Source organism: Campylobacter sp. 110, from assembly GCF_002383965.1.
GTDB classification, from domain to species: domain Bacteria; phylum Campylobacterota; class Campylobacteria; order Campylobacterales; family Campylobacteraceae; genus Campylobacter_D; species Campylobacter_D coli.
The window spans coordinates 1-24678 of sequence record NZ_NXBD01000042.1 but is presented as its reverse complement, the minus strand read 5'-3'; the positions used below and the strand labels follow the sequence as shown (position 1 = coordinate 24678).

The following is a 24678-nucleotide window of genomic DNA, read 5'->3' as shown; positions in this document are numbered from 1 at the left end:
ACTTTTGTCAATTGATGAAAATTATACACAGAAAGCTTACTTCTTGCAAGTAAATTTTATAAAAATTAAGTTATAATATTAAAAAAATATTAAGGAGTTTTTAGTGAGAAGTGATGCGATTAAAAAAGGGCATTTAAAAGCACCCAACCGCTCTTTACTTAGAGCATGTGGCTTAAAAGATGAGGATTTTGACAAGCCTTTTATAGGTGTGGCAAATAGCTATATTGATATTATTCCAGGGCATTATTTTTTAAATGAATATGCAAAAATTATAAAAGATGAAATTCGAAAAAATGGCTGTATCCCTTTTGAATTTAACACTATAGGCGTGGATGATGGCATAGCTATGGGTCATGAGGGTATGCTTTATTCTTTGCCGAGTCGTGAAATCATTGCAAATTCAGTTGAAAGCGTTATGAATGCGCATCAGTTAGATGCTTTAATTTGTATTCCAAATTGTGATAAAATCACTCCAGGTATGCTAATGGGTGCTTTAAGGGTTAATGTACCGACTATTTTTGTAAGCGGTGGTCCTATGCGTTCGGGTGTGACTAAAAAGGGTGAAAAAATAAGTCTTAGTTCAGTTTTTGAAGCTGTAGGAGCATATGAGGCCAATAAAATCAGCGAAGAAGAATTTAAAGATATAGAATGTTCGGCTTGCCCAAGTGGAGGCTCTTGCTCGGGTATGTTTACTGCAAATTCTATGAATACTTTATGTGAAGCTATGGGTATAGCTTTAGAAGGAAATGGTACGATCTTAGCACTTAGTAAAGAAAGAGAAGAGCTTTTAAGAAAGGCTGCAAGAAGAATTTGTGAAATCGCTTTAGATGAAAGATTTAAAATCAAAAATATTATCACCCAAAAAGCTATAAGAAATGCTATGGTGGTAGATATGGCAATGGGTGGAAGCACAAATACAATCTTACATATGCTAGCTATTTCAAGAGAAGCGGGAGTTGCGCTTGATATCAAGGATTTAAATTTTATTTCAAGCAAGGTTGCACATATTGCAAAAATCGCTCCATCACTTAATACTGTTTATATGGATGATATCCATAAAGCAGGGGGTGTAAGTGCTGTAATGGCTGAAATTTCAAGCAGAGAAGGACATATTTTAGAGCTTGATGCCTTAACCATCACAGGAGAAAGTTTACAAGATCGTTTAAAAAATGCTAAAATCAAAGATGAAACCATCATTCGTAAGGTAGATAATGCTTACTCTAAAGTAGGGGGGCTTGCGGTTTTATTTGGAAATTTAGCTGAACAAGGCTGTGTTGTAAAAACTGCAGGTATTACAGGAGAGAGAAAATTCAAGGGCAAAGCTGTTTGTTTTAATTCGCAAGATGAAGCTATTAAAGGTATCATTAAAGGTAAAGTGCAAAAAGGCGATGTTTGCGTGATCCGTTATGAAGGGCCAAAGGGTGGCCCAGGTATGCAAGAGATGTTAAGTCCAACTTCACTTATCATGGGTATGGGGCTTGGTGCAGATGTGGCTTTGATTACCGATGGAAGATTTAGCGGTGCAACAAGGGGTTTAAGCATAGGTCATGTTTCTCCTGAAGCTGCTGAGGGTGGGCTTATAGGGCTTTTAAAAGATGGTGATGAGATAGAAATCGATGTAGATGCTTATACCATCAATGCAAATTTAAGCGATGAAGAAATCACAAAACGCAAAAATGACTTTGTAATGCCTCAAAAAGAAGTAAAATCCAGATGGCTTAGAATGTATCAAAAACTTGTAACAAATGCTAGCAAGGGTGCGGTTTTAGATATGGAATGAAAGAGTTTCTTTCATTCCGTTCTTGGAGTTTATAATCAAAATAAGATTAAATTTTAAAATAATCCCTAAATTCTCTACAAATTTCGAGGAAATTTACTCCATCGATTGTAGGGCTTTCGTTGAAAAATCTAAACATATCTTCAAAACCGTTTTCAAGTTCTTTAGACTTTACTCCATAGCTTATGCTAAGCCCTGCTTCGATAAAAGCAGCGATTTTATCGCAGTATTTTAAAGCCTTGCCATCAATTGCTCCAAATTCGTTTTGATTAAAAGAGCTTAAACTTCCGCTACAAAGCTCTATTTTAGCATTTTTATAGGTGCGATTTTCAAATTCATTTTTGACAAAACTTGCTTCATTGCTTCTGCCCTCTCTAATGCCTAAGATATAAGAAAATTCAGCCCTTAGGTTTTCAGGCACAAAGGGTAAAATTCTATCATTGATCAGTTTCATTTCATAATCATTGATGATAGTGTGAAGTCCGTCTATGCCGTATTTTACAGGGCTTATGATATCACGCGTTAAAGATTCAGGTAAATCATGAAATAAAGCGCAATAAAAATTGTTTTCAAGTCTTTTATCGCAAGCTTTGATTTTAAGTGAATAAAAATATCCTAAAATCGCCACTACAAGCATATGTCCTAAAACCGCGGTTTCTGGTATGCGTGGAGTTTGAGCCCAACGTTTTTGAAAGCGAAGTCTTCCGCTAAGATCAATAATTTTGGCTATTTTTTGATTTAAAGCGATTTTTCTAGCTCCTATAAGCTCATAGTAATCTTCTAATTCTTCTTCAACTTTGTTTTTAATCTCATCAATATCATTTAAAAAAGCTGAGGTTTGATAAACTATGTTAAATTCCCATCTTGTAGCAAAATATGAAGCTGCTTTTAAGATAAGTCTTTCTTTAGCATAAGCATTACCGTTTAAATACGCTTCAAAACGCTTTAGAAATTCCCCATCTTCTATATCTTCTATCATAGGTTCGATTTTGCTTAAAACCCAAGCATTCACTTCTGCTTTTTTTTGACGCACGATTTCATGATACACATCAGGGCGTATATCAGTTACCACAACACGACTTAAAAACTCAAAAATTCCCCCTTCTATAATCACTCTTATATCCACATCTTTTTCCATTTTTGCAATGAAATAAGCTATGATAAATTTATGCGCTTGTTTGTCAAGTTCAACCAAATTTGCCATTCTTGGATAATCATTCCAACGACTGATAGAAGCGGCTTTAAAAATGTGTTCTATGAGTTTTATGTTTATCATGCTTTTGCCTTTTTGCAATTTAAATTTAAAAATTTTCGTTAAAATTGTGAAATTATAGCAAATTTAAGGATAAAAATGAGTAAAAAAGCACTTTGTATCATAAGTGGCGGTATGGATAGTACTTTGTGTGCTTATCTGGCCAAAAAAGAAGGTTATGAAATCATCGCTTTGCATTTTGACTATGAACAACGCACTCAAGAAAAAGAAAAAGAATGTTTTAAGCAAATTTGCAAGGCTTTAAAAGTAGAAAAATCTTATATTTTAGATGTGAGTTTTATCAAAGATATAGGGGGCAATGCCTTAACCGATAAAAGTATAGACATCCCTAAAAATGAGCTTTGTACAAGCGATACTCCACCTATCACTTATGTGCCTTTTCGCAATGGAATTTTCTTAAGTATAGCAGGATCTTTGGCTGAAAAGGAAAATTGTGAGAGTGTTTTTATAGGGGTGGTAGAAGAAGATGGCAGTGGTTATCCTGACTGTACTGATGAGTTTATACAAAAGGCACAAGAATTTATCAATGAAGGTACGAGTAAGAATTTCAAAGTTTGTATAAAAACTCCGCTTGTTAGACTAAATAAAGCTAAAATTGTAGAACTAGCCTTAAAAGAAAATGTACCTTTAGAACTTACTTGGTCTTGTTATGAGAGTGAAGATGAAGCTTGTGGGGAGTGTGATAGTTGTTTGCTTCGTTTAAGAGGTTTTGAAAAAGCAGGATTTAAAGATAAGATTAAATATAAGTCCTAGTTTTCACTAGGACTTAAAGCTTAGTTTAAAGTATAAAGCTTGTTTGCTCCATCTTGATAAGAAAGAATATTGATTTTTCCATCTTTAAAGAAAATGCTTCTAGCATTAGTGATAGAGCTTGGGAAAGCGATAGTTTTCACTACTTCTTCTTTAACTGGATCAATTACGGCAATCACATTGTGATTTTTGCTAAGTGCATAAATTTCCCCATCTTTAAAAGTCATAGAAGTTACATAAAGATCGCCTAAAGTTTTACCTTCTTTAAGATTTGCTTTTGGAGTAAATTCTCCTGAAAGAACACGATCTTTTAAAGAAACTTTAGAGATTACAAAAGTTTTAGCGTCTTTGTTGTTTGGAACAGTTGCAAGATAAAGATAATTTCCATCTGTAGTCATACTTGCTACATGGTTAAATTTTGCTCTAACTGTATCAAGTCTTCCACGACCTAAATCTTTTCCTTGACCTTCAAATTTATCATTGCCTTTTACAAAGTCAGCGTATTGTTTAGCGATATCTTCTTCACTTGCATTAGGATTTTTTGCAAATCTTAAGAAAGATTTGTTTGAGCCCATAAGAATGAATTTATCGTTCATATAAGGTATGATACCGATGATTGGATCGATAGAAGCTGAAAAATAAGGATCAAGTTCAAAACCTTCTTTAACGCTAAAATTATTATCTAAGAAAGCTACATCCCATTTAGAACTTGCTACAAATTCATCATTGATATAATCAAGAGTATTGATCGCTTTGTCAAAATTTATGGTTTGTTCGTTGATGATTTTAAGCTCATCATTGATTTTTGCAAATGGAGCATTGTTGATATCATTATCAAATTTTATGCCAAGTTTTTCACTTGCAGGTGCAAAAGCATAATCAGGAGCTTTAACATCGCGTTTTCCTAGGAAAGAAATGTTTTGCCATAAACCATTCCAACCCCCTGTGCTCCAAATGATATATTTTGGATTAAGACTAAATCTTACAGGATCACCTTGTCCTACATAAGGAGGAATTCCTGTGCTTACAAAAGCTTGAAAAACATTAGATGCAACGATAAGGGTGCTGATTAAAAATGCTGCAAAGCTAAATTTAGTAAATTTTCTAAATTTTTCGCCATTTAATTCTTTATCAAAAGATCCAAATTTAGGAGCAAAAGCAAACATCACGCCTAAAAGCAAGACTACAGCCCAAAAGACTACTTCAGCCCAAAAATAAGTATGGATACCAAAAACTGCTAAACCAAAACCTTGATCTAAATCTCTATGAGCGTGATTGCCATAGTGAGCAAAAGATTGATAAAGTCCTACTGCTGTCATGATTAAAAGAGCAGCAAGGTATTTACCTTTCATACCATAACGCACGATAAAAAGTGCTATAACTCCGATAAAAATCATCGCTTCTCTTTGTCCCCAACAAAGAGTGCATGGGCTATCACCCAACATATAACCAAATACAAAATTTGCAATCCCTACAGGCAAAAGAATAATCAAAAAGCCTGCTAAACACATAAGAGTGTAGAAATTTTTTGTTTTATTTATTTCGTTCATTCTCTAGCCTTTCTTTACAGATTCATTATCGTTAAAAGCGCACCTGTTTTGTGGCCAACATAGAAAAAAACCATTAAAAGCCAAGCTACCATTACCAAACCAAAAGCCAAATTTTCTTTTTCTGGTTTTTTGATAATCAGTATCAAGGCGATTAAAACTAATAAAAGCTCTAAGAACTCCATAATTTCTCCTTTTGATTGAACTTATTAAAAATTGTTTTAATAAGAGTTTATGATATTATATTACAAATTTCTCCTAAATTTTCTATCACACAGCGCACTTCATCACCTTTTTTAAGAAAAACGGGTGGGTTTAAGCCCATTCCTACACCGCTTGGAGTTCCCATTGATACGATAGTACCAGCTTTTAAAAGCATTCCCGAGCTTAGTTCTTCTAAGACATATCCGATGTCAAAAATAAAAAATTTTGTATTGGAATTTTGTCGTAATTCTTTATTGACATAACTTTGCAAATTAAGCTCGGGCGGATAAGCTATCTCATCAACACTTGTGATATAAGGTCCCATTATAGTGCTTCCCTCAAGGCTTTTTGCGCGGTAAAATTGCTTGTGGCGTTTTTGGAGATCTCGTGCTGAAATTTCATTGATGATGGTATAACCAAAAATATAATCCTTTGCATCTTCAGCTTTGATTTTATAAGCATCTTTACTTAAAATGAAAGCAAGCTCGCATTCATAGTCTAATTGAGAAGTAACATCAGCATGTAAAGATATGCTGCCAAAAGGAGCTGTGGCTTGATTGCAGCGTTTTCCAAAATATACAGGATATTCTCTTTCTTCAAATTTTTCACCTTTAAATTGTGCAGATTCTTTGGCATGATCTAAAAAATTGATCCCAAGACATATGATATCTTGTCGAGGTTCTATGATAGGAGCTAGATAATCTTCTTTTGGAATTTCATAAGCTGTTTTAGAGTCTAAATCTTTAAACTTATGTTTAAATTCATCAAAATTTATAATCAGCTCATTCATATCACGAACATTGATATCAAGATCGGCCAAATTTACGACCTTTCCACTTGAGTTAAACACCCCTAGAGTAGCTTTTTGATTAAATTTAAAATTAACAAATTTCATTTATAAAATCCTATATTTTTATTTTTTGATTATACTAAATTTTTAACAAAAAGTAAATTTTTATTTTAAAAATTTTTATTAAAAATGATAGCTTGTTAGATATGAAGTATCGCCTTTATTTTAAAATGCTGCTAAAATTTTTTCCATACCCTTTTTTGAAAAAATATCAAAATTTTCTCCGTTATAGTTAAATTTTAAACGATAAGAATGCAAGCACAAGCGTTTAGCACCGCTTAGTTTTATGCGTTCTTCTATGTCCATTTTGTCATCTAAAATTTTTTCTATATCTTTTTTTTCAAGGCCATAGAGTGGATCGCCTAAAATTTTGTGGTTTTTATAAAATAAATGCACTCTAATTTGGTGTTGTCTGCCTGTGAGTGGTTTGCAAAGCAAAAGTGTAGCATTGAGCTTAGGATAAAAGCTCAAAACCTCAAACTCTGTGATTGCTTTTTTTCCATTTTCACAAATTTGCATTCTAGTTTTAACATCATCATAATCCTTTGTTAAATCCATCGCTTGATCGACTATAAAATTTACTTTAATTTCTCCACTTGCAAAGGCAAGGTATTCTTTTTGAATTTGTTTTTTTTCAAACATAGTTTTAAGTTCAATTTGTGCTTTTTTGTGTTTGGCTACGAGTATGAGTCCACTTGTTTCTTTATCAAGCCTATGGGCTACGCACGCTTTTTTACCCCAAAGGTACCAAATTTCATCACTAAGGCTGTATTTGCAGTGTCTACCATTAGGATGGCTTAAAATTCCACTTTCTTTTTCAAGTACCGCAAAATCTTCATTTTCAAAAACAATTTCTACTCCCTTGGGGTTGTTTTCATAGACTATTAATTCTACATCGCCTTTTAAGATTTTATTTTTTTCTTCTACTAAAATTCCATCACAAAAAAGCCTTTTTTTGTCTATGAGTTTTTGGGCTTCATTTATATTGATTTTCAAATTATCTATAAGGACTTGAAACGCCTTTTTTCCATTGTTTGATAGTTTTATTTTTGTGTAAGCCAAACTTAACCTTTCTCTAAATTTTTTTAGATAAAATTCCATTTTCATTTTTAAAAAAAATTATAGCTAAAAAGGTTTCAAAGATGGTTGAAAGATATAGCAGAGAAATCATGGCCAAAAAATGGGATATGCAAGCAAAATATGATGCATGGCTAAAAGTAGAGCTAGCTGCTGTAAAAGCTTGGAATAAACTAGGCCTTATAAATGATACAGATTGTGAAAAAATTCTTAAAAATGCTAAATTTGATATAGCTAGAATTGATGAGATAGAAAAAACTACCAAGCATGATGTGATTGCTTTTCTTACAAGTGTAAGTGAAAGTTTAGGAGAGGAAAGCCGCTTTGTACATTATGCGATGACAAGTTCTGATTGTATCGACACCGCTGTAGCTTTACAGATGAAAGAAAGTTTGGATTTGATTTTAGAAGATGTTTCTTTGCTTTTAGAAGTGATTAAAAAACGCGCTTTGGAACATAAAAATACTTTAATGGTAGGTAGAAGTCATGGAATTCATGGAGAGCCTATCACTTTTGGTTTAGTGTTAGCTATTTGGTATGATGAAATTTTGCATGCAAAAGAGCTTTTAGAGCATGCAAGAGAAGTGATAAGTTATGGAAAAATTAGTGGTGCAATGGGAAATTTTGCTCATGCTCCTTTAGAATTTGAAGAAGAAGTATGTAAAAATTTAGACCTTAAGCCTGCACCTGTTTCAAATCAAGTTATCCAAAGAGATCGTTACGCACAAGTGATTTCAGCCATTGCGATTTTGGCTTCATCGTGCGAGCAAATTGCTGTTGCGATAAGACATTTTCAAAGAACAGAAGTATATGAGACTGAAGAGTATTTTAGCGTGGGGCAAAAAGGAAGTTCGGCTATGCCACATAAAAGAAATCCGGTTTTAAGTGAAAATATCACAGGGCTTTGCCGTGTGCTTAGATCCTTTGTAACTCCTGCTTTAGAAAATGTAGCTTTATGGCACGAAAGAGATATATCGCATTCAAGTGTTGAAAGATTTATCTTGCCTGATGCCTTTGTTACAGCTGATTTTATGCTCATGCGTCTTACAAATTTGATCGATAAGCTTTTGGTTTATCCTGAAAATATGATGAAAAATTTAAATCTTACAGGTGGACTCGTATTTTCACAACGCGTTTTATTAGAGCTTCCATTTAAGGGCATTAGTCGTGAAGAAGCTTATAAAATAGTCCAAAGAAATGCGATGAAAGTTTGGGCTGATTTGCAAAATGGCAAAGCTGCTATCAATGAAAAAAATGAAAGCTTATTTTTACTTGCACTTTTAGCTGATGAGGATTTGAGAAAAAGCTTGAGTGAAGAGGATATAAGAAAATGTTTCGATTATAATTATTACACAAAAAATGTTGATGCAATCTTTGCAAGAACTTTTAAATAAGGACAAGGAATACAATGAAAGTTATTAAAAGAAATGGTCGCACAGAAGAATTAGACGTTTCTAAGATCAAAAAATGCACCTTTGATGCTATAAAAGATTTAGAAGGCGTTAATCTAAGCGAGCTCGAGCTTGATGCTAAAATTCAATTTCGAGATGGAATTTCAACTGAAGAAATTCAAAAAACATTGATTAAAACTGCTGTAGATAAAATCGATATTGATTGTCCAAACTGGACCTTTGTCGCAGCTAGACTTTTTTTGTTTGACTTGTATAAAAAAGTGAATGGAATGAATCGCTATAATCATTTGCGTGAGTATTTTGAAAAGGGCGAAAAGGAAGGTAGAATTTTACTTGGGCTTAAAGAAAAATATGATTTAGATGATTTAAATGATTATATTAAGCCTGAACGCGATATGCAATTTACTTATCTTGGCATTAAAACTCTATATGATAGATATTTGATTAAAGATAGCAAGGGTATGCCTATAGAGCTTCCTCAGCAAATGTTTATGGCTATTGCTATGTTTTTAGCACAGAATGAATTTAATCCTCAAGAATGGGCAAAGAAATTTTATGATCTCATCTCTAAATTTGAACTCATGCTTGCAACTCCTACTTTATCAAATGCAAGAACAACACGCCATCAGCTTAGCTCTTGTTATATAGGCTCAACTCCTGATAATATCGAGGGAATTTTTGATTCTTACCAAGAAATGGCATTATTGTCTAAATTTGGCGGAGGTATAGGCTGGGATTGGTCTAAAGTTCGCGCAATGGGTGGAAGCATAGACGGGCATAAAAATGCCGCAGGAGGTATCATTCCTTTTTTAAAAATCACCAATGATATAGCTGTGGCTGTAGATCAGCTTGGCACAAGAAAGGGTGCGATCGCTGTTTATATCGAACCTTGGCATATGGATGTGGGTGATTTTATCGATTTGCGTAAAAATTCAGGCGAAGAAAGACGCCGTGCACACGAGCTTTTCCCTGCTTTGTGGATCAATGATCTTTTTATGAAAAGAGTTAGAGCAAACGATAAATGGACTCTTTTTGATCCTGCAGATACACAAGATTTGTGTGATTTATATGGAGAAGCTTTTGAAAAGCGTTATGAAGAATACGAAAAAGATGAAAGTATAGCTAAAGAAATAGTAGAGGCTAAAGAGCTTTGGAAAAAGATTTTGCTTAATTATTTTGAAACAGGCTTGCCTTTTTTATGCTTTAAAGATAATGCAAATAAAGCCAATCCAAATGCGCATGTAGGGATTATCAGAAGTTCAAATTTATGTACAGAAATTTTTCAAAATACAGAGCCAAATTATTATAAGATCAAAGTTGTATTTGAAAATGGTGATGAAAAACATTTTGATGAAGAAGAACGCGTTATTATCGATGGAGGATATGAAAAACCTGCTAAGAAAATTTCAACGCTTGATAGTTTTAATGGAAACAAGGTTTATATCGTAGAAAAATACAAAAGCGATGGAAAAACTGCAGTTTGTAATCTAGCCAGTATAAATCTTAGCAAAGTATATACTAAAGAAGATATAGAACGCGTGGTGCCAACTGCTATTCGTATGCTTGATAATGTTATTGATTTAAATTTTTATCCTCATAGAAAAGTAAAGGATACCAATTTAAAATCTCGCGCCATAGGACTTGGCGTTATGGGTGAGGCACAAATGCTCGCTGAGGCAAGAATTCATTGGGGTAGTGATGAGCATTTAAATAAAATTGATGAAATTATGGAAAAAATTAGCTACGAAGCTATTAATGCAAGCTCAAATTTAGCGATAGAAAAAGGCTCTTACCCTGATTTTGAAGGATCAAATTGGAGTAAGGGGATTTTTCCTATTGATGTAGCAAGTGAAAAAGCCAAAGCTTTAACCCTAAGAGAAGGGTTGTTTAATCAAAGCGAATGTGATTGGGATAAGCTTAGGGAAAAAGTAAAAGAAGATGGTATGAGAAATGGTTATTTGATGGCCATTGCTCCTACTTCTTCTATTTCTATTTTGGTGGGTACTACGCAGACTATAGAACCTGTTTACAAAAGAAAGTGGTTTGAGCAAAATTTAAGCGGTATGATACCTGTTGTAGTGCCTAATTTAAGCCTTGAAACTTGGCAATATTATACCCCAGCTTACGAACTTGATCAAAGAATTCTTGTTAAAGCTGCAGCAGTGCGTGGAAAATGGATAGATCAAGGGCAAAGTTTAAATATCTTTTTATCACTCGATAAAGCAAGCGGGGGTTACTTAAATGATATATATCAATTAGCTTGGGAGCTTGGAGTAAAATCGACTTATTATCTAAGAAGTGAAAGCCCTGATAGCGAAAAGATAAATATTGCTGATCGTAGCATAGAATGTGAAGGTTGCCAATAAAGATTTAAACCTATATTAGGTTTAAATCTTTTTAAGAATTATAAATTTCTTTATCTATGGCTTTTAAATTTTTTGCAGTGCAAAGCGCTGAGGTCATAGCCCCTGAAACATTACTGGCTGTTCTTGCCATATCAATGATAGGATCAATAGCTAAAATAAGGCTAAGCATAACAAAATTATCCCCAAATCCAATTCCTGCGAGCATAATAGAAGCTGCCATAGTTGCACTTCCAGGAACTCCAGCAATACCTAAAGATCCAATAACCGCTACTAATACTATCATCAAAGCAAAAGTAAAATCTATAGGCGTGTGTGTAGCAAATGCCACAAAGATTGCTGCCATAGCTGGGAAATAACCCGCGCAACCATTAAGTCCCGTTGTTGTTCCTATAGAGGCAACAAAGTTAGCCACGGCAGGATTTACTCCAAATTTGTTTTGCAAAGTTGAAGTCGTCATCGGTAAAGTCCCTAAAGAAGATCTTGAACTGAATGCAAACAGCCATACAGGAAAAGCTTTTTTTGCGTATTTTATAGGATTTAGTCCTTGAGAAGCAAGAAATAAAAAATGCACACCAAACATTATAAACATTGCTATATAGGTAAGAATGATAAAAAGTCCTGCAGTTTTGATTGCTTCAAAACCATTGCTTAGTAAAACATTTGCCATCATACAAACTACAGCATAAGGCATAAATCGAATCACTGCAGCCGTCATATTCATCATAATATTATAAAAAACTAAGACAAAATTTTCAAAAGTTTGAAAAGCTTGTGCATATTCTTCTTTTTTTGAAACTTTTTTTGCGCAAATTCCCACAAAAAAAGCAAAAATTACAATGGCTATGATATTTTCTTTATTCATAACAGAAATGATATTGCTAGGAATTAAACCTAAAATAATACTTGAAAAAGTTTGAATTTCGCGAATTTGTCTCGTTCCTTCATAAGCAGTAAAATTATCACCTAATTGAAAATTGTAAGCCAATAATATACCCAAAGAAGCAGCTATAGCAGTACTAAAAAGTATCCAAAAGAGGCTTATGCTAAGCAAGGAAGAAATTTTTATATTTTTATCAATTTCTATAATCACTTTAATGATACAAATACCCACAAGCGGAATAACTAGCATTTTTATAAAAGCTACAAAAACAGAGCTTACAAAACCAAACCAATGTTTTGCTTCATTGTACCAAATGATAGCACTTGCTTCTTTGCTATCTGGAAATTGAGCTAGATATTGCAAAGCAAAACCAAAGCCTAGGCCTATAAAAAGAGCAAAAAGCATACGAAGGGAGAAATTTACCTTTTTATCTCGCATTTTTTTAAGAATGTAAAAAATTACAAAAAGCACAGCAATAATAGCTACAGTTTGTATTTGCGAGAACATTAAAAACATTTGAAAAAATTGTTTATCCATAAAAAGTCCTTTAAGAAACTATATCAAGTATGAAATATATTTAAAGTATATCCATAAAATCTTGATCTTATGGATGATACCATAAAAATATTATAAATAAGATAAAATTAGTATGATTTAATGAATATCTTTATGCAAACAATGCTCAAAAATAAATTGATGATCTTGTGGCAAGGCTTCAAATAAAGCATTAGCCAAATTTCGAATCTCCCAAAGAGCAGATTTTGAGCTACGCAAAGAAATAAAATTTTGCAAACTTCTTGCATTAATCGTTAGTGTAAGTTCAGTTTTATAGCTTTCTGGTAAGCAGTATTTGGCTATATCTAGACTAATGCTTTTTTGTAAAATAGTGCGTAAATTTTCTAAAGCTTGAATGCTAGCGTTATCAACCTCTTCATTACCACAAAGAACAAGATATCGGCTTGCATTTTCAAAATCTCCTATTTTAAATTCACCCTCATTGCGAAGTTCTTTTAGGGTATAGCGTGTACTCTTAACACTAGGGCTTGTATGACGATGTCTAGCAACTTCTTGTAAGCAAGCCCTTGAAATTCCTTGAATATAAAAAGTATAATTTAAATGCTCTAAGGTTGAGGCATGTTTAAATTTATTTCCTACGCGATCGATGAGTTCTTTATCTTTTTCTCCACCACAATCTCCTTTATCAAAACTTTGCCAACAAGTTCTTGTTGCATGCGAACATACAGAAAGAGGGGTATGAAAAAGTAAAGTGATTTGCATGCTTATTCCTTTTTTGATAAAAATATTTTTTGTAATTCTTGCATTTTTTACTTAAAATTCTAATGAAATAAAAAGTTTTATCAAGCTATAATTAGATAAAAAAATAAGGCTTATTATCAATGAAACAAACAAAATATATTTTTGTAACAGGTGGAGTTTTAAGTTCTTTGGGTAAAGGGATAGCAGCTGCAAGTATTGCAACTTTATTGAAAAATTCAGGACTTAAAGTAAGTATTTTAAAAGCAGATCCTTATATAAATGTTGATCCTGGCACCATGAGTCCATTTGAGCATGGAGAAGTTTTTGTTACAGATGATGGAGCAGAAACGGATCTTGATTTGGGGCATTATGAGCGTTTTTTGGATGAGAGTTTATCGCAAGATAACAATTTCACCACAGGACGCGTTTATCAAAGCGTGATTGAAAAAGAAAGACGCGGAGAATATCTTGGCAAAACCATTCAAGTTATCCCTCATATAGTAGGAGAAATCAAAGATCGCATTAAAAAAGCAGGAGAAGGCAAAGATATACTTATCGTTGAAATAGGCGGAACTGTTGGGGATATAGAAGGCTTGCCTTTTTTAGAAGCTATTCGTGCTTTGCGTTTGGAAGTGGGTAAAAATAATGCTATGAATATTCATCTTACTCTAGTACCTTTTATTAAGGCTGCAGGGGAATTAAAAACAAAGCCAACTCAACATAGTGTAGGCGAGTTAAGGCGCATAGGCATTAGTCCTGATATGATTATTTGTCGTAGTGAAAAAGCTCTTGATAGAGATTTAAAAGATAAAATTGCTATTTCTTGCGGGGTGGAAAAAAATTGCGTGATAGAAAGTGTTGATGCGGCTAGTATTTATCAAATTCCACTTAATTTTTTAAAGCAAGATATTTTAAGCCCTATTGTTGAAATTTTGGATTTGAAAAATTTAAAACCTAATATGGAAAATTGGGACTCTTTGGTAAAAAGAGTTATAGCTCCAAGCAATGAAGTTAAAATCGCTTTTGTAGGCAAATATGTGGATTTAAAAGAAAGTTATAAAAGCCTTACTGAAGCTATTATACACGCAGGTGCAGCCCTAGATACTAAAGTGGAGTTAAAATGGGTAGATAGTGAAAAACTTGAAAATATGGAAAGTTTTGAAGTATTTAAAGATGTGAGTGGAATTTTGGTTGCTGGGGGATTTGGATATCGTGGTGTAGAAGGTAAGATAAAAGCCATTCAATACGCAAGAGAAAATAAAATTCCTTTTTTAGGAATTTGTTTAGGTATGCAGCTTACTTTGGTGGAATTTGCTAGAAATGTATTAAAACTTAAAGATGCAAATTCAAGTGAATTTAATGAAAAATGCCAAAATCCTGTGGTTTATTTGATTGATGAATTTATGGATACAAATGGAGAAAAACAAATTCGTACTGCAAAAACTCCTTTAGGTGGAACTATGCGTTTAGGGGCTTATAAATGTGATATCAAGGAAAAATCCCTTTTGGCTAAGGTTTATAATGAAGCAAAGAGTGTAAAAGAACGCCATCGTCATCGCTATGAAGCAAATCCAAAATATAGAGCAGATTTTGAAAAACACGGTTTGATTGTAAGTGGTGAAAGCAAAGGATTGATTGAAGCAGTTGAGCTTAACTGTCATCCTTTTTTCTTGGCTGTGCAGTTTCATCCAGAATTTACATCAAGACTTGAGCATGTTAATCCTGTGATTTGCAGTTTTATCAAGGCGGCTATAAACTATGAAGATAATTAATAAAAATGAAATTAAAAAAATTTTAGCTTCACGCTTTGAAAAAGATTTGCATACCAAACTTTGTGATCTGCCTTTGCCATGCTGTTTAAAGGATGCATATAAAGCAGCTAATCGCATCAAAGAAGCTGTAGAAAAAAATGAGAAAGTTGCCATAGTAGGAGATTATGATGTTGATGGAATCATTTCTTGTGTTATTATGGCAGAATTTTTCGATGATATAGGTTTTGATTATATTATAAGAATTCCGAATCGTTTTAAAGATGGATATGGATTAAATGCTGAGATCATCAACGAACTTGATGTAAATTTAATAATAACAGTAGACAATGGAATAGCTGCTCTTGAAGCAGCCAAACTCTGTAAAGAAAAAAATATAGATTTGATTATCACTGATCATCATATGCCTCAAGATGTTTTACCTGATGCTTTTGCCATTATCAATCCAAAGCAAAAAGATTGTGATTTTCCAGAAATTGAAATTTGTGGAGCTCAAGTCGCATGGTATTTGATAGCGGCTTTAAAAGAGGTGTGCAAGCTTAAATATGACATGTGTAAATTTTTAGAACTTTTGGCGATTGCAATTGTTGCAGATATGATGGAACTTAGAGATTTAAATCGTGCTTTAGTAAGGCGTGGTATAGATCATATTAACAAATCTAAAAGGGCTGCTTTTAGGGCTATTAAGCATTATTATCAAAAGGATAAATTTGCTCTTGATAATATAGGATTTTTAATTGCTCCGCTTATAAATAGTGCTGGAAGAATGGATGATGCAAGTATTTCTTATGAATTTTTACACACTAAAGATTTTAATAAAGCTTTAGAATATCTAGAGCAAATTGTTAGTTTTAATGAAAGTCGTAAAGATGAAGAAAAACAGCTTTTTGAAGATAGTTTAAACCAAATCAATGAAAACGATTCTTGTATTGTGGTATCGGGTTTAAATTGGCATGAAGGTGTTTTAGGGATTGTGGCAAGTCGTTTAGCTAAACATTTTAATAAACCTGCTTTTGTATTTTCTCAAAATGAAGAACACTTAAAAGGCAGTGCAAGAAGTGTTGGCAAGATTGATATTTTAGCTTTAATTTCTAAGACAAATTCTATATTAAGCAATTATGGTGGCCATAAAGGTGCTGCTGGAATCAGTTTAAACTCTGAAAATTTTGAACAATTTAAAAATAAAATCAAAAAAGAATGTTCGCAAATTTCTGAAAGTGAATTTTTGGATACAGATGAAATTTTAGGAATCTTAGAACCTAGCGAAATTGATTTTGAAATGCTTGAAATTTTAGAATCTTTTGAACCTTTTGGACATAAAAATCCACGACCTTTTTTTGTTTTAGAAAATCTTTGTGTAAAAAATAAAAAACTTCTAGGTAAAGATGAAAAACACTTAAAGCTTGTTTTAACTAAGGAAAATAAAACCATAGAAGCTTTATTTTTTAATTTTGATAAAGAGCCAGAATTGAATCAAAATATTTCTTTGCTTGGAAGTATTTCTAAGAATGAATTTAGGGGAATGGTAACTCCACAGTTTGTTGTTAAAGAGATTTTATAAAAATTTTTACTTATAATTTGCATTAATAACATTAAAAAATTAATATACAAGAGATTAAAAAATTATTTATATGTTGTCTTTTTATAGGAGTATGTATGAAAAAAGCTAAATCAAGGATTGCTATTTTAGGAACAGGCGGAACGATAGCAGGCTTCATTGATAGCACTATTGCTACAACAGGATATACGGCCGGAGCCATTGATATAGATGTATTAATTAAAGCAGTTCCGCAAATTAGAGATTTAGCAGATATTAGTTGGGAGCAAATAGCAAATATTGATAGTTCAAATATGTGTGATGAAATTTGGTTAAGGCTTGCTAAAAAAATTGCTAAGCTTTTTGCTGAGGGGATAGACGGTGTGGTGATAACTCATGGTACTGATACTATGGAAGAAACTGCTTATTTTTTAAATTTAACCATTAAAAGTGATAAGCCCGTAGTTCTAGTTGGTGCTATGCGTCCATCAACTGCTATAAGTGCGGATGGTCCGAAAAATCTTTATAATGCAGTGGCATTAGTTGCCAATAAAGAAGCTAAGAATAAGGGTGTTATGGTAGCTATAAATGATAAAATTTTAAGCGCTAGAGGTGTAGTAAAAACTCATAGTTTAAATGTTGATGCTTTCTCTTCTCCTGATTTTGGGGATTTGGGTTATATAGTAGATGGTAAAGTCTTTTTCTATAATAATATTACTAAAGCTCACACAAAAAACGCTCCTTTTGATGTAAGCAAACTCACAAGTTTGCCAAAAGTAGATATTCTTTATAGCTATTCAAATGATGGTAGTGGTGTCGCTGCAAAAGCTTTATTTGAACATGGAACTAAGGGCATAGTTGTTGCAGGAAGTGGAGCAGGAAGTATACACAAAAATCAAAAAGATGTTTTAAAAGAGCTTTTAAAAAAAGGGCTTAAGGTTGTTGTAAGTTCAAGGGTTGTAGCAGGTTGTGTTGCTGTGAGTGATTCAGATGAAAAATTAGGTTTTATTAGTGCTGAAGATTTAAATCCTCAAAAAGCAAGAGTTTTGCTTATGTTAGCACTTGCAAAAACAAGTGATCCTAAAAAAATTCAAGAGTATTTTTTAAAATATTAAAATTTTTTAAATATTTCTAAACTTGGGGAACTTATCTTCCCTAAGTCAAGCCTTTCAATCCTATTAATAGTATATTATATCTTGTATTTTTTATTATCATTTAAAATTCCCCCCCCCCATTTTTAAACCCACCAAATACTTATATAAATACTTACACAAATATTTATACTATTTAATCCTTTGTTTAATACACTTTTAAGCTTAATTGGTTATACTTTCATTTCCTTTTTCAGAAAAGGACTTAAGATCTTTAAATTATAGTCTAAAGTTAACTAAAGTTAAATTAAGATTTTATAAACACTATGTTTCTAGTTTTAAATTAATCTTTAATCCTAGTTAAAGCAATTTAAGTTTATAAAACTTTATTATTACTAAACTTTATTTACATATAATAAATGATTTTTTGTTTTGTTCTTTTAACTTAGTATTGTTATTCAAATCTTATTAGTCAATCTTTGAAATCTAAATAAGTGATCGATTGAGCCAGAAAGATTTAGGCATAAGTAATTATGTAAAATCTATTCAATCTAATAATTAAAAAGATTAAAAGTTTTTCTTTTAATCTTTCATAACTTTTTCTTTGAAGAAAAAGATTAAACTATCTATAATTTTTATGGAGAGTTTGATCCTGGCTCAGAGTGAACGCTGGCGGCGTGCCTAATACATGCAAGTCGAACGATGAAGCTTCTAGCTTGCTAGAAGTGGATTAGTGGCGCACGGGTGAGTAAGGTATAGTTAATCTGCCCTACACAAGAGGACAACAGTTGGAAACGACTGCTAATACTCTATACTCCTGCTTAACACAAGTTGAGTAGGGAAAGTTTTTCGGTGTAGGATGAGACTATATAGTATCAGCTAGTTGGTAAGGTAATGGCTTACCAAGGCTATGACGCTTAACTGGTCTGAGAGGATGATCAGTCACACTGGAACTGAGACACGGTCCAGACTCCTACGGGAGGCAGCAGTAGGGAATATTGCGCAATGGGGGAAACCCTGACGCAGCAACGCCGCGTGGAGGATGACACTTTTCGGAGCGTAAACTCCTTTTCTTAGGGAAGAATTCTGACGGTACCTAAGGAATAAGCACCGGCTAACTCCGTGCCAGCAGCCGCGGTAATACGGAGGGTGCAAGCGTTACTCGGAATCACTGGGCGTAAAGGGCGCGTAGGCGGATTATCAAGTCTCTTGTGAAATCTAATGGCTTAACCATTAAACTGCTTGGGAAACTGATAGTCTAGAGTGAGGGAGAGGCAGATGGAATTGGTGGTGTAGGGGTAAAATCCGTAGATATCACCAAGAATACCCATTGCGAAGGCGATCTGCTGGAACTCAACTGACGCTAAGGCGCGAAAGCGTGGGGAGCAAACAGGATTAGATACCCTGGTAGTCCACGCCCTAAACGATGTACACTAGTTGTTGGGGTGCTAGTCATCTCAGTAATGCAGCTAACGCATTAAGTGTACCGCCTGGGGAGTACGGTCGCAAGATTAAAACTCAAAGGAATAGACGGGGACCCGCACAAGCGGTGGAGCATGTGGTTTAATTCGAAGATACGCGAAGAACCTTACCTGGGCTTGATATCCTAAGAACCTTTTAGAGATAAGAGGGTGCTAGCTTGCTAGAACTTAGAGACAGGTGCTGCACGGCTGTCGTCAGCTCGTGTCGTGAGATGTTGGGTTAAGTCCCGCAACGAGCGCAACCCACGTATTTAGTTGCTAACGGTTCGGCCGAGCACTCTAAATAGACTGCCTTCGTAAGGAGGAGGAAGGTGTGGACGACGTCAAGTCATCATGGCCCTTATGCCCAGGGCGACACACGTGCTACAATGGCATATACAATGAGACGCAATACCGCGAGGTGGAGCAAATCTATAAAATATGTCCCAGTTCGGATTGTTCTCTGCAACTCGAGAGCATGAAGCCGGAATCGCTAGTAATCGTAGATCAGCCATGCTACGGTGAATACGTTCCCGGGTCTTGTACTCACCGCCCGTCACACCATGGGAGTTGATTTCACTCGAAGCCGGAATACTAAACTAGTTACCGTCCACAGTGGAATCAGCGACTGGGGTGAAGTCGTAACAAGGTAACCGTAGGAGAACCTGCGGTTGGATCACCTCCTTTCTAGAGTACAGAGTAATAAGTCTCACAACTATTACTTCAATATATAAACTCAATTGATTCTTGTTTAGATTTCAAAGATTGATGATAAAGCTAATTATTTATGGGGAATTAGCTCAGCTGGGAGAGCGCCTGCTTTGCACGCAGGAGGTCAGCGGTTCGATCCCGCTATTCTCCACCATTTATTAAGGGCCTATAGCTCAGCTGGTTAGAGTGCACCCCTGATAAGGGTGAGGTCACAAGTTCAAGTCTTGTTAGGCCCACCATAAAAAAGATTTGAATAAAGAAGCTTTAAAATCTAAAGCAAGTATATAAAATAGATTAAATATAAACTCTATACTTAGATTTATTTTTATCTTTAACTATAAAAGAATATACTTTAATAGATATAAGTAGCATATACATTATGCATTTATATTTATAATGATTATGTTAATATATATACTTCCTTTAGGTTTTAAACCTAAATGTTCTTTATAATTATCATTGTTAAGAGTCACAAGCAAGTTTTAATAAAAACAATTTTACAGGACTTGTTAAAGGATAAAACTCAATTATCTTTTCTTTGGTTTTATTTATATCTTTTAACTATCTTTATTTTTTATAATAAAGAGAATATTAGATTTAAGGATTATAAATTAAAGACAAGTTTCAAACTCACTGCTTAGTTGAGACTAAATCATTTAGTTTTATATTAAGTGTTTGAATGCTTTCCGTCTTAAGATAATGAAGTCTTATCATAAAAACTTTAACAAGGAAGTGATGCGTTTTAGAATCAATAAAAAAGGTAGAAGTTAGATTATATCTAACTTTTATGCATATTCTTAGCAGAAGAAGCAAGAAAGACTATTAGTCTTTAACTTACTTTATCAGCCTAATATCTTTTAGGTTGGCGGGGTAGGCCTTTAGCTTGCTTCTTAGTCAAGGCTTTGCCTTGACGCTAAAGAAGGTAAAAAAGGTAAGCTACTAAGAGCGAATGGTGGATGCCTTGACTGGTAAAGGCGATGAAGGACGTACTAGACTGCGATAAGCTACGGGGAGCTGTCAAGAAGCTTTGATCCGTAGATTTCCGAATGGGGCAACCCAATGTATAGAGATATACATTACCTATATAGGAGCGAACGAGGGGAATTGAAACATCTTAGTACCCTCAGGAAAAGAAATCAATAGAGATTGCGTCAGTAGCGGCGAGCGAAAGCGCAAGAGGGCAAACCCAGTGCTTGCACTGGGGGTTGTAGGACTGCAATGTGCAAGAGGTAAGTTTAGCAGAACATTCTGGAAAGTATAACCATAGAGGGTGATAGTCCCGTATGCGAAAAACAAACCTTAGCCAGCAGTATCCTGAGTAGGGCGGGACACGAGGAATCCTGTCTGAATCTGGGTCGACCACGATCCAACCCTAAATACTAATACCAGATCGATAGTGCACAAGTACCGTGAGGGAAAGGTGAAAAGAACTGAGGTGATCAGAGTGAAATAGAACCTGAAACCATTTGCTTACAATCATTCAGAGCCCTATGTAGCAATACAGGGTGATGGACTGCCTTTTGCATAATGAGCCTGCGAGTTGTGGTGTCTGGCAAGGTTAAGCAAACGCGAAGCCGTAGCGAAAGCGAGTCTGAATAGGGCGCTTAGTCAGATGCTGCAGACCCGAAACGAAGTGATCTATCCATGAGCAAGTTGAAGCTAGTGTAAGAACTAGTGGAGGACTGAACCCATAGGCGTTGAAAAGCCCCGGGATGACTTGTGGATAGGGGTGAAAGGCCAATCAAACTTCGTGATAGCTGGTTCTCTCCGAAATATATTTAGGTATAGCGTTGTGTCGTAATATAAGGGGGTAGAGCACTGAATGGGCTAGGGCATACACCAATGTACCAAACCCTATCAAACTCCGAATACCTTATATGTAATCACAGCAGTCAGGCGGCGAGTGATAAAATCCGTCGTCAAGAGGGAAACAACCCAGACTACCAGCTAAGGTCCCTAAATCTTACTTAAGTGGAAAACGATGTGAAGTTACTTAAACAACCAGGAGGTTGGCTTAGAAGCAGCCATCCTTTAAAGAAAGCGTAATAGCTCACTGGTCTAGTGATTTTGCGCGGAAAATATAACGGGGCTAAAGTAAGTACCGAAGCTGTAGACTTAGTTTACTAAGTGGTAGGAGAGCGTTCTATTTGCGTCGAAGGTATACCGGTAAGGAGTGCTGGAGCGAATAGAAGTGAGCATGCAGGCATGAGTAGCGATAATTAATGTGAGAATCATTAACGCCGTAAACCCAAGGTTTCCTACGCGATGCTCGTCATCGTAGGGTTAGTCGGGTCCTAAGTCGAGTCCGAAAGGGGTAGACGATGGCAAATTGGTTAATATTCCAATACCAACATTAGTGTGCGATGGAAGGACGCTTAGGGCTAAGGGGGCTAGCGGATGGAAGTGCTAGTCTAAGGTCGTAGGAGGTTATACAGGCAAATCCGTATAACAATACTCCGAGAACTGAAAGGCTTTTTGAAGTCTTCGGATGGATAGAAGAACCCCTGATGCCGTCGAGCCAAGAAAAGTTTCTAAGTTTAGCTAATGTTGCCCGTACCGTAAACCGACACAGGTGGGTGGGATGAGTATTCTAAGGCGCGTGGAAGAACTCTCTTTAAGGAACTCTGCAAAATAGCACCGTATCTTCGGTATAAGGTGTGGTTAGCTTTGTATTAGGATTTACTCCGAAAGCAAGGAAACTTACAACAAAGAGTCCCTCCCGACTGTTTACCAAAAACACAGCACTCTGCTAACTCGTAAGAGGATGTATAGGGTGTGACGCCTGCCCGGTGCTCGAAGGTTAATTGATGGGGTTAGCATTAGCGAAGCTCTTGATCGAAGCCCGAGTAAACGGCGGCCGTAACTATAACGGTCCTAAGGTAGCGAAATTCCTTGTCGGTTAAATACCGACCTGCATGAATGGCGTAACGAGATGGGAGCTGTCTCAAAGAGGGATCCAGTGAAATTGTAGTGGAGGTGAAAATTCCTCCTACCCGCGGCAAGACGGAAAGACCCCGTGGACCTTTACTACAGCTTGACACTGCTACTTGGATAAGAATGTGCAGGATAGGTGGGAGGCTTTGAGTATATGACGCCAGTTGTATATGAGCCATTGTTGAGATACCACTCTTTCTTATTTGGGTAGCTAACCAGCTTGAGTTATCCTCAAGTGGGACAATGTCTGGTGGGTAGTTTGACTGGGGCGGTCGCCTCCCAAATAATAACGGAGGCTTACAAAGGTTGGCTCAGAACGGTTGGAAATCGTTCGTAGAGTATAAAGGTATAAGCCAGCTTAACTGCAAGACATACAAGTCAAGCAGAGACGAAAGTCGGTCTTAGTGATCCGGTGGTTCTGTGTGGAAGGGCCATCGCTCAAAGGATAAAAGGTACCCCGGGGATAACAGGCTGATCTCCCCCAAGAGCTCACATCGACGGGGAGGTTTGGCACCTCGATGTCGGCTCATCGCATCCTGGGGCTGGAGCAGGTCCCAAGGGTATGGCTGTTCGCCATTTAAAGCGGTACGCGAGCTGGGTTCAGAACGTCGTGAGACAGTTCGGTCCCTATCTGCCGTGGGCGTAAGAAGATTGAAGAGATTTGACCCTAGTACGAGAGGACCGGGTTGAACAAACCACTGGTGTAGCTGTTGTTCTGCCAAGAGCATCGCAGCGTAGCTAAGTTTGGAAAGGATAAACGCTGAAAGCATCTAAGCGTGAAGCCAACTCTAAGATGAATCTTCTCTAAGCTCTCTAGAAGACTACTAGTTTGATAGGCTGGGTGTGTAATGGATGAAAGTCCTTTAGCTGACCAGTACTAATAGAGCGTTTGGCTTATCTTTAATAAAGCATCACTTCCTTGTTAAGGTTTTTACTAAAGCTTTAAATAGTAATATTGATTTAAAGTGATATAGAAATCTTTCAAGTAGGGTTTATATTAGAACTTGCTCTTAACATTGTTTTTTAAGTATTCTATATAAAAACTTATCAAAGAGAGTAAAGATTTGATTCATTGACAAGATGAAAGATAAGATTTAAAAGATAAAAGTAAAAATTAAAAAACAAAAAAAGAAAAATAAAAAAGAATAGAAGAAAAGCAAAAAAATAAAACAATAGAATAAAAAATAAAAGCTTTATTCTTAAGTTAAATCTTTCAAAGAATATTTAAATAACAATGTCCGTGATTATACAGATGTGGAAACGCCTTGCTCCATCCCGAACCAAGAAGCTAAGCACATCGTGGGTGATGATACTACGCCTTACTGGCAGGGGGAAAGTAGCTCATTGCGGACTTGTTAATTCTTCTTTATCTTATTCTTATAGATTTAAAATCTTAGTTTTTATATGTCAATCGTTGTTTTTATATTTAATTATTTTTTTATGTTTATTAAATCTATTATTGTATTAATTATTTTTTTATTGATTGAATTTGTTTTTATGCTAATTAAATATGTTTTTGTATTCATTGTTCTTTTATGTTTATGTTTAATTGGCTTGGATTGATTTATGCTTTAGTTCTAATTGTATTTAATCAGCTTAGAATGCTTTGTATAATGCTTTTACTTATCTACAACTTATTATTTTTATATTCAATCATTAGTTTAATTGATTTATGCTTTTGTTGGTTTAGTTAAACACTTTATCAGTCGTTGCTTGATTAGTTTATTAATTTATTTAATTTAATCAGTTAGGTTATATTCATTGGTTTGTTTGAGTTGGTTAG

At 35.0% G+C, this 24678-nt stretch carries 14 protein-coding genes, 2 tRNA genes and 3 rRNA genes; 12 read left to right on the top strand and 7 right to left on the bottom strand.

Annotated elements, in window-relative coordinates:
• The first annotated feature begins 103 nt into the window (after positions 1-103).
• Complete coding sequence (ilvD, locus tag BGS43_RS05180; RefSeq protein WP_002797287.1) at positions 104-1780, top strand: dihydroxy-acid dehydratase; 1677 nt, start codon at positions 104-106, stop codon at positions 1778-1780.
• Positions 1781-1826: 46 nt separating this feature from the next.
• Here ilvD and BGS43_RS05175 read toward each other — a convergent pair whose 3' ends face one another.
• The gene (locus BGS43_RS05175; RefSeq protein ID WP_052780677.1) at positions 1827-3053 is read right to left on the bottom strand and encodes an HD domain-containing protein; all 1227 of its coding nucleotides are present in this window, start codon (positions 3051-3053) and stop codon (positions 1827-1829) included.
• Positions 3054-3128: 75 nt separating this feature from the next.
• Here BGS43_RS05175 and queC point away from each other — a divergent pair, with 75 nt between their 5' ends.
• Positions 3129-3803 carry a 7-cyano-7-deazaguanine synthase QueC gene (gene queC, locus BGS43_RS05170; RefSeq protein WP_002858807.1) on the top strand — a complete coding sequence of 225 codons (675 nt, stop codon included), beginning with the start codon at positions 3129-3131 and terminating at the stop codon, positions 3801-3803.
• 20 nt (positions 3804-3823) lie between these two features.
• On the opposite strand, the gene dsbI is transcribed toward queC, so the two are convergent.
• The 4 genes from dsbI to BGS43_RS05150 form a co-directional block, all read right to left on the bottom strand.
• Positions 3824-5350, bottom strand: coding sequence for a disulfide bond formation protein DsbI (gene dsbI, locus BGS43_RS05165; protein ID WP_096569097.1), 1527 nt, complete (start codon positions 5348-5350; stop codon positions 3824-3826).
• 14 nt (positions 5351-5364) lie between these two features.
• Entirely contained in the window at positions 5365-5532 is a 168-nt protein-coding gene (gene dba / locus BGS43_RS05160; RefSeq protein ID WP_002779270.1) for a disulfide bond formation protein Dba, read from the bottom strand.
• A 47-nt stretch (positions 5533-5579) separates the two neighbouring features.
• A complete protein-coding gene (locus tag BGS43_RS05155; protein WP_002790477.1) occupies positions 5580-6446 on the bottom strand; it encodes a fumarylacetoacetate hydrolase family protein in 867 nt (288 codons plus the stop codon).
• Between the two features lie 120 nt (positions 6447-6566).
• Positions 6567-7463 (bottom strand): RluA family pseudouridine synthase, encoded by an 897-nt coding sequence (locus tag BGS43_RS05150; RefSeq protein ID WP_096569094.1) that lies wholly within the window; start codon positions 7461-7463, stop codon positions 6567-6569.
• 80 nt (positions 7464-7543) lie between these two features.
• Between BGS43_RS05150 and purB the strand changes: the two genes are divergently transcribed.
• Positions 7544-8872, top strand: a complete 1329-nt coding sequence (gene purB / locus BGS43_RS05145; protein WP_002831549.1) for an adenylosuccinate lyase — start codon at positions 7544-7546, stop codon at positions 8870-8872.
• A 14-nt stretch (positions 8873-8886) separates the two neighbouring features.
• Complete coding sequence (locus BGS43_RS05140; RefSeq protein WP_042963632.1) at positions 8887-11256, top strand: ribonucleoside-diphosphate reductase subunit alpha; 2370 nt, start codon at positions 8887-8889, stop codon at positions 11254-11256.
• Between the two features lie 31 nt (positions 11257-11287).
• Here the strand turns inward: BGS43_RS05140 and BGS43_RS05135 are convergent, their stop codons facing one another.
• Complete coding sequence (locus tag BGS43_RS05135; protein WP_002779896.1) at positions 11288-12673, bottom strand: cation:dicarboxylate symporter family transporter; 1386 nt, start codon at positions 12671-12673, stop codon at positions 11288-11290.
• A gap of 117 nt (positions 12674-12790) precedes the next feature.
• Positions 12791-13414: an FAD-dependent thymidylate synthase gene (gene thyX / locus BGS43_RS05130; protein ID WP_002825456.1), complete on the bottom strand. Its 624-nt coding sequence runs from the start codon at positions 13412-13414 to the stop codon at positions 12791-12793.
• 119 nt (positions 13415-13533) lie between these two features.
• Here thyX and BGS43_RS05125 point away from each other — a divergent pair, with 119 nt between their 5' ends.
• The 8 genes from BGS43_RS05125 to rrf all read left to right on the top strand — a co-directional run bounded on the left by BGS43_RS05125 (position 13534) and on the right by rrf (position 24248).
• Positions 13534-15165: a CTP synthase gene (locus BGS43_RS05125; protein WP_096569091.1), complete on the top strand. Its 1632-nt coding sequence runs from the start codon at positions 13534-13536 to the stop codon at positions 15163-15165.
• The gene (gene recJ, locus BGS43_RS05120; RefSeq protein ID WP_057980149.1) at positions 15152-16723 is read left to right on the top strand and encodes a single-stranded-DNA-specific exonuclease RecJ; all 1572 of its coding nucleotides are present in this window, start codon (positions 15152-15154) and stop codon (positions 16721-16723) included. Before BGS43_RS05125 ends, recJ begins: the two co-directional genes overlap by 14 nt.
• A gap of 83 nt (positions 16724-16806) precedes the next feature.
• Positions 16807-17814 carry a type II asparaginase gene (locus BGS43_RS05115; RefSeq protein ID WP_257841439.1) on the top strand — a complete coding sequence of 336 codons (1008 nt, stop codon included), beginning with the start codon at positions 16807-16809 and terminating at the stop codon, positions 17812-17814.
• 610 nt (positions 17815-18424) lie between these two features.
• Positions 18425-19937 (top strand): 16S ribosomal RNA (locus BGS43_RS05110).
• A 102-nt stretch (positions 19938-20039) separates the two neighbouring features.
• Positions 20040-20115 (top strand) — tRNA-Ala (locus tag BGS43_RS05105).
• 8 nt (positions 20116-20123) lie between these two features.
• Positions 20124-20200, top strand: a tRNA-Ile gene (locus BGS43_RS05100).
• Between the two features lie 690 nt (positions 20201-20890).
• Positions 20891-23797, top strand: a 23S ribosomal RNA gene (locus tag BGS43_RS05090).
• A gap of 334 nt (positions 23798-24131) precedes the next feature.
• Positions 24132-24248: ribosomal RNA gene (gene rrf / locus BGS43_RS05085) — 5S ribosomal RNA — on the top strand.
• Together the 16S, 23S and 5S rRNA genes with 2 tRNA genes alongside form the textbook arrangement of a ribosomal RNA operon.
• The last annotated feature ends 430 nt before the right edge of the window (positions 24249-24678 follow it).

Coding starts and splice junctions, on each gene's coding strand:
- BGS43_RS05175 (WP_052780677.1), bottom strand. CDS start 3,053: ATGATAAACATAAAACTCATAGAACACATTTTTAAAGCCGCTTCTATC.
- queC (WP_002858807.1), top strand. CDS start 3,129: ATGAGTAAAAAAGCACTTTGTATCATAAGTGGCGGTATGGATAGTACT.
- dsbI (WP_096569097.1), bottom strand. CDS start 5,350: ATGAACGAAATAAATAAAACAAAAAATTTCTACACTCTTATGTGTTTA.
- dba (WP_002779270.1), bottom strand. CDS start 5,532: ATGGAGTTCTTAGAGCTTTTATTAGTTTTAATCGCCTTGATACTGATT.
- BGS43_RS05155 (WP_002790477.1), bottom strand. CDS start 6,446: ATGAAATTTGTTAATTTTAAATTTAATCAAAAAGCTACTCTAGGGGTG.
- purB (WP_002831549.1), top strand. CDS start 7,544: ATGGTTGAAAGATATAGCAGAGAAATCATGGCCAAAAAATGGGATATG.
- BGS43_RS05140 (WP_042963632.1), top strand. CDS start 8,887: ATGAAAGTTATTAAAAGAAATGGTCGCACAGAAGAATTAGACGTTTCT.
- BGS43_RS05135 (WP_002779896.1), bottom strand. CDS start 12,673: ATGGATAAACAATTTTTTCAAATGTTTTTAATGTTCTCGCAAATACAA.
- thyX (WP_002825456.1), bottom strand. CDS start 13,414: ATGCAAATCACTTTACTTTTTCATACCCCTCTTTCTGTATGTTCGCAT.
- BGS43_RS05125 (WP_096569091.1), top strand. CDS start 13,534: ATGAAACAAACAAAATATATTTTTGTAACAGGTGGAGTTTTAAGTTCT.
- recJ (WP_057980149.1), top strand. CDS start 15,152: ATGAAGATAATTAATAAAAATGAAATTAAAAAAATTTTAGCTTCACGC.